The organism is Sphingomonas endophytica (assembly GCF_001476895.1).
Taxonomy (GTDB): domain Bacteria; phylum Pseudomonadota; class Alphaproteobacteria; order Sphingomonadales; family Sphingomonadaceae; genus Sphingomonas; species Sphingomonas endophytica_A.
This window is the reverse complement of the sequence record NZ_LDTB01000209.1, coordinates 1-708: the sequence shown is the minus strand read 5'-3', so window position 1 is coordinate 708 and position 708 is coordinate 1. Positions and strand designations below refer to the sequence as shown.

The window sequence follows — 708 nt, the reverse complement described above, 5'->3', positions numbered from 1 at the left end:
CGTTGCGCACGGTGGTCTCGGCCACGCCGACGATCGCCGCGAGGTGGCCGACGGCGAGGCGGCAATCGCCCCGGCGCGTGGTCTCGGCCGCCACCAGCGCCAGTACCGCCTGCTCGGCCAGGGTGAACCGCGCAGCCAGACCCGGTGGCAGCCGCCCGGAGGCCGCCCAGCGGCGGCGACGCTCCATCGAGGCATCCGTGCGCGGCCGTGAGCCCACCGACCGCCTGGAGCTTCCTGGGAGAACCTGAGGGGTATCGCCAGCCTCGGTCGACCGAGGTTCTGCCGGGCTCGGGGGCTGCGCGAAACGAACCGCCTTCCCGGTCAGCGTGCGCGCCTCGATCAAGGCGGAGAGGCGCTCGGCCTCGGCCTCGGTGATGTGTCCGTCCCCGAAAGCGCGCCACAGCTGCGCCGTGACCTGTGGCAGGGCGATTCGGCTCGCGGCCTCGATGGCGCGGCGGATCTCGTCTGCAAACATCCCTTCTCGGCCCTCGTCGGGCCACGACAGGTCGTTCCGGGCCGCCGGTTAGAGCGTCCGGTCCACAGGCAAAGCCTCACCGTCGCGAAAGTTGGCGCTTTCGCTTGACGCCCGGGGGCGTCTCATGGCTTGTGAGGCTGTCTCTTATACCCCACTGCACGTGCCGACGAACAGGATAGGGGAGCATGAGGTAGTCGTCGTACACATAAAAAAAAAACAAAGCAGACAACATA

General features: G+C 68.5%; 1 protein-coding gene. It reads right to left on the bottom strand.

The features are described 5' to 3' along the window. A partial coding sequence (locus tag NS334_RS16775) for a hypothetical protein (RefSeq protein ID WP_206542717.1) occupies positions 1–475 on the bottom strand: 475 nt, incomplete at its 3' end. Positions 476–708 lie beyond the last annotated feature (233 nt).